Here is a 4,392-nt window from a genome sequence, read left to right on the forward strand (position 1 = left end):
TGGTCTTCGAGCACGCGCTTGATGGTGAGCGAGAGGTTGTTGTAGCCCGGGCGCTCGCCGTTGCGCGGGCTGGCGATGGAGTATTGGCGCGGGTGGTGAGGCCGGCCCTGGGCGTCGGTGCCGGGCGGCACGATGCCGATGCTCTGGCCTTCAAGCACGGGGAAGGGCATGGCGCCGAAGTCGAGCACGATGTGGTGGGTGTCGTAGTCGTGGCCGACCTGTTGGCCGACTTCGGTGACGCGCACGTTGCCGGTGACGGTGGCGGTGACGGTTTTCTGCGCGGCCTTGGGGCCGTAGAGGTTGGTGTAGGCGTGGGCGGCGCTCCAGGGCGGGATGGTCGATCCGTAGGCGGCGGACTTGAAGGCTTCCTGGCCGCTGGGGTCGGCGGGGGTTTCGGCGGTAGGTTCGGTTTCGGTCTCGGTGGTGGCGGGTTCGGCCACGTCGGCCGCTTCATCCCCCACCAGGGCGGCACGCTCGGCCGCCGACAGCTCGGCCGGCAGGCTGTCCCAGCTCAGCTGCTCGGCCAGCGAATAGGCCTTGATGCGCGGCATGGTGCGGTAGTTGTCGATGGAGCCGGTGGGGCACGGCGAGATGCAGTCGTTGCACCAGTTGCATTTGTCGGCATCGACCACGTAGTTGCGCGAGTCGTGGGTGATGGCCTGCACCGGGCAGATGGATTCGCAGGTGTTGCAGCGGATGCAGATTTCCGGGTCGATCAGGTGCTGCTTGATCACAGCCGCTGGGGCAGGCGCGTTCATGGGGTGTCTCCGTGGGGGGTGTTCTTTGGGCAGTGTAGGTCGGGGGGTTTGGCCTGGTTCGGGGGATTGCTTTTGCCTTGGGTTTCTGCTCTGGGTCTGCTTTTTTGTATTTGCTCTGGCCGCTGGGTTGGCGTTGGCCTGGCGCCGCGCGACACGGTGCGGCCGACTCCGTTCGTGTCCCCCGCCGGCCTGCGGCCGGCTCCTCCTTGACCTCACTGCGCCAGCCACACCGCGTCGCGCTCGTGGGCGCTCGGGCAGAGAGAAGGGACAGATCCCCCACTTGCGTGAAGTCTGTCGCCACCCCGGAGCCCGTGCCCCCACCGAGGATGCGGTGGAACCGGCTTTGCCAAGCTGCGTCTCCGGCGCGCGTGCCCCAGCCAAGGATGCCGCGGAACTGGCTTTGCCAGGCCGCAGGCATCGCCCCCTGGGGGGTGACGCGCCCTTAGGCGCGGCGCGGGGGGGTCAACCAAACCTTACGTATTCGAAGTCCACCGGCTGCCGGTTGATGCCCATGACCGGGGGCGCGATCCAGTTGGCGAACTTGCCCGGGTCGACCACGCGGCCCATCAGGCTGGCGACGAAGGCGCGGTCGCCTTCGCTCGGCAGCCAGTGGTCGCGGTTGGCGGCCCACTCGGACTCGGACACCACACGGCCGTCGGGTGCGACCTTCACGCCCTTCAAGAGGCCGATGTTGCGGTGGAAGGCCTTGTGCGGCACCGTCAGGCGGAACGGGATGCCGGCCTTTTCGATGACCTTGTTCCAGCGCTCCACGCCGCCGATGCTGTCCTTGATGTAGTCGTCGCGCAGCACCTCGTTGAGCGCGTTGAGCATCGGCACTTCTTTCTCAATCAGCTGGCCGTTCTGCACGTTGAGCACCTTGTAGAACTGGCCACGCAGCTGGTGGTCGTCGGTGCGTTTGCCTTCTTCATAACGACCCTTGAGGCCGGTGCTGTAGAAGGTGGCGGCGTTGCTGGATTCGTCGGCGCCGAAGAGGTCGATGGTGACGCTGAAGTGGAAGTTCAGGTAGCGCTGGATGGTGGGCAGATCGATCACGCCGGCGGCGCGCAGCTTGGCCGGGTCGTCGGTTTTCAGCTCGTTCATCACCTGGCAGGTGCGGTTGATCACGCGGCTGACACCGCTCTCGCCCACGAACATGTGGTGGGCTTCTTCGGTGAGCATGAACTTGGTGGTGCGCGCCAGCGGGTCGAAGCTGGACTCGGCCAGGGCGCAGAGCTGGAACTTGCCGTCGCGGTCGGTGAAGTAGGTGAACATGAAGAAGCTCAACCAGTCGGGCGTCTCTTCGTTGAAGGCTTCGAGGATGCGCGGGTTGTCGGCGTTGCCGCTGTTGCGCTCGAGCAGGGCTTCGCCTTCTTCGCGGCCGTCCTTGCCGAAGTATTTGTGCAGCAAATACACCATGGCCCAGAGGTGGCGGCCTTCTTCCACATTCACCTGAAAGAGGTTGCGCAGGTCGTACTGGCTGGGGGCTGTCAGGCCCAGGTGGCGCTGCTGTTCGACAGAAGCCGGTTCGGTGTCACCCTGGGTGACGATGATGCGGCGCAGGTTGGCGCGGTATTCGCCAGGGATGTCCTGCCAGGCGGCTTCGCCTTTGTGGTCACCGAAGTGGATCTTGCGGTCGGCTTCGGCGGGGTTGAGGAAGATGCCCCAGCGGTAGTCGGGCATCTTGACGTGGCCGAACTGCGCCCAGCCCTGCGGATCGACGCTGATGGCGGTGCGCAGGTAGACGTCAAAGTTCTGCGAGCCGTCCGGGCCCATGTCGTCCCACCACTTCAGGTAGTTGGGCTGCCACTGCTCCAGCGCACGCTGCAGCGTGCGGTCTTCGCTCAGGTTGACGTTGTTGGGGATCTTGTCGCTGTAGTCGATGGTGGACATGGGGGTCTCCTGCGGGTGGACGGAACGGTGGGGTGAGGTGTCTTTAATCAGGGATGCGGTGGAACCGGCTTTGCCGGGCCACTCGCATCGCCCCCTGGGGGGTGACGCGCGCAGCGCGGCGCGGGGGGACTTAAACGCGGTTGAAGTCAAACGCGGCTTTATCGCCTTTGCCGTAGACCTTCAAGGCGCCCTTCTCGCCCACGGCGTTGGGGCGCTGGAAGATCCAGTTCTGCCAGGCGGTCAGGCGCCCGAAGATGCGCGTGGCCATGTTTTCTTTCTGGGCGAAGCGCAGGTTGGCTTCCAGGCCGGTCAGGGCGTCGGGCGACATGGCGGCGCGCTCTTCGAGCGCCAGGCGCACTTCGTCGGCCCAGTCGATGTCGTCGGGCGCGGCGGTGATCAGGCCCAGGGCGAGGGCGGCGTCGGCGTCCAGGCCCTGGCCGATGGCGCCGCGCGCGGCTTCCATCGGGCCGGCTTCTTCGTAGAAGCGGCGCTGCAGGCGCGACTGGTCGTTGACCATGGGCAGGTAGCCGAAGTTGAATTCGGAGAGTTGCAGCTTGGGGGCTTTGTCGGTGTCGTCCGGCAAGGCCAGCATGTAGGCGCGGTCGGCGCAGAAGGCGAGTTCGGCCAGGGTGCCGGCGAAACAGGAGCCTTCTTCGATCAGCGCGAACAGGCTGCGCGAGGAGACATCGAGGCGGGCGAAGCTGCGGCGCAGGGCGCCGATGGTCTCGCGCACGAACCAGTGGTCCTTGTGCGCCAGCATCAGGGCGTCGTTCTTCAGGACTGCTGCGGCGTCGCCTTCGGTCTTCAGCACCCAGGTGCCGATGTCCAGCTCGTTGGTGCGCAGGTGGAGGATGGCGTCGTCGAGTTCGCGCGCCATCTGCAGCGGGTACCAGGCGGCACCGGCGGCTTCGATGCCCGCGATGTCGGTCGGCTGCGCGCCGCTGGGCGATTTCAGGGTGAGGGTGGCGTTGCGCTTGGCGCGGTCGATGGCGACGTTGACGTGGGTGTAGGCAATGCCATCTTCGCTGTCGGTGCGTTCGATGCGCGGCAGGCTCACGCCCTTGGCGCCGGCCGGGCGGTCGCTCTGGGCGGCCAGCTTGGCGGCGCGCTCGCTCACGGCGGCGGCGAACTGCTGGGGCTTGGCCACGGCGTCGACCAGGCGCCAGTCCACGGCTTTGCTGCCACGCACGCCTTCGCTGGTGGTGCAGAAGATGTCGGCCAGGTCGTGGCGCACGTGGCGCTTGTCGGTGACGCGGGTCAGGCCACCGGTGCCGGGCAAGACGCCGAGCAGCGGCACTTCGGGCAGGCTGACGGCGCTGGAGCGGTCGTCCACCAGCAGGATCTCGTCGCAGGCCAGGGCCAGCTCGTAGCCGCCACCGGCGCAGGCGCCGTTCAAGGCGGCGAGGAATTTGAGGCCGCTGTGTTGGCTGCTGTCTTCGATGCCGTTGCGGGTTTCGTTGGTGAACTTGCAGAAGTTCACCTTCCAGGCGTGGCTGGAGACGCCGAGCATGAAGATGTTGGCGCCGGAGCAGAACACGCGGTCTTTGCCGCTGGTGATCACCACGGTGCGCACTTCGGGGTGTTCGAAGCGGATGCGGTTCAGCGCGTCGTGCAGTTCGATGTCCACGCCCAGGTCGTAGCTGTTGAGCTTGAGCTTGTAGCCCGGGCGGATGCCGCCGTCTTCGTCGATGTCGATGGACAGGGTGGCGATCGCGCCATCGAAGGCGAGTTTCCAGTGGCGGTA

At 66.4% G+C, this 4,392-nt stretch carries 3 protein-coding genes; all 3 read right to left on the bottom strand.

Annotated features, from left to right (window positions below):
- On the bottom strand, nucleotides 1-758 hold a 758-nt coding region (locus tag HTA01S_RS24285; protein ID WP_157572269.1), incomplete at its 3' end, for a 4Fe-4S binding protein.
- Between the two features lie 462 nt (nucleotides 759-1,220).
- Nucleotides 1,221-2,648, bottom strand: a complete 1,428-nt coding sequence (gene boxB / locus HTA01S_RS24290; RefSeq protein ID WP_068176607.1) for a benzoyl-CoA 2,3-epoxidase subunit BoxB — start codon at nucleotides 2,646-2,648, stop codon at nucleotides 1,221-1,223.
- A 130-nt stretch (nucleotides 2,649-2,778) separates the two neighbouring features.
- Nucleotides 2,779-4,392: 2,3-epoxybenzoyl-CoA dihydrolase (gene boxC, locus HTA01S_RS24295; protein ID WP_068176611.1), on the bottom strand; the 1,614-nt coding region annotated here is incomplete at its 5' end.

This window comes from Hydrogenophaga taeniospiralis CCUG 15921 (assembly GCF_001592305.1).
Taxonomy (GTDB): domain Bacteria; phylum Pseudomonadota; class Gammaproteobacteria; order Burkholderiales; family Burkholderiaceae_C; genus Hydrogenophaga; species Hydrogenophaga taeniospiralis.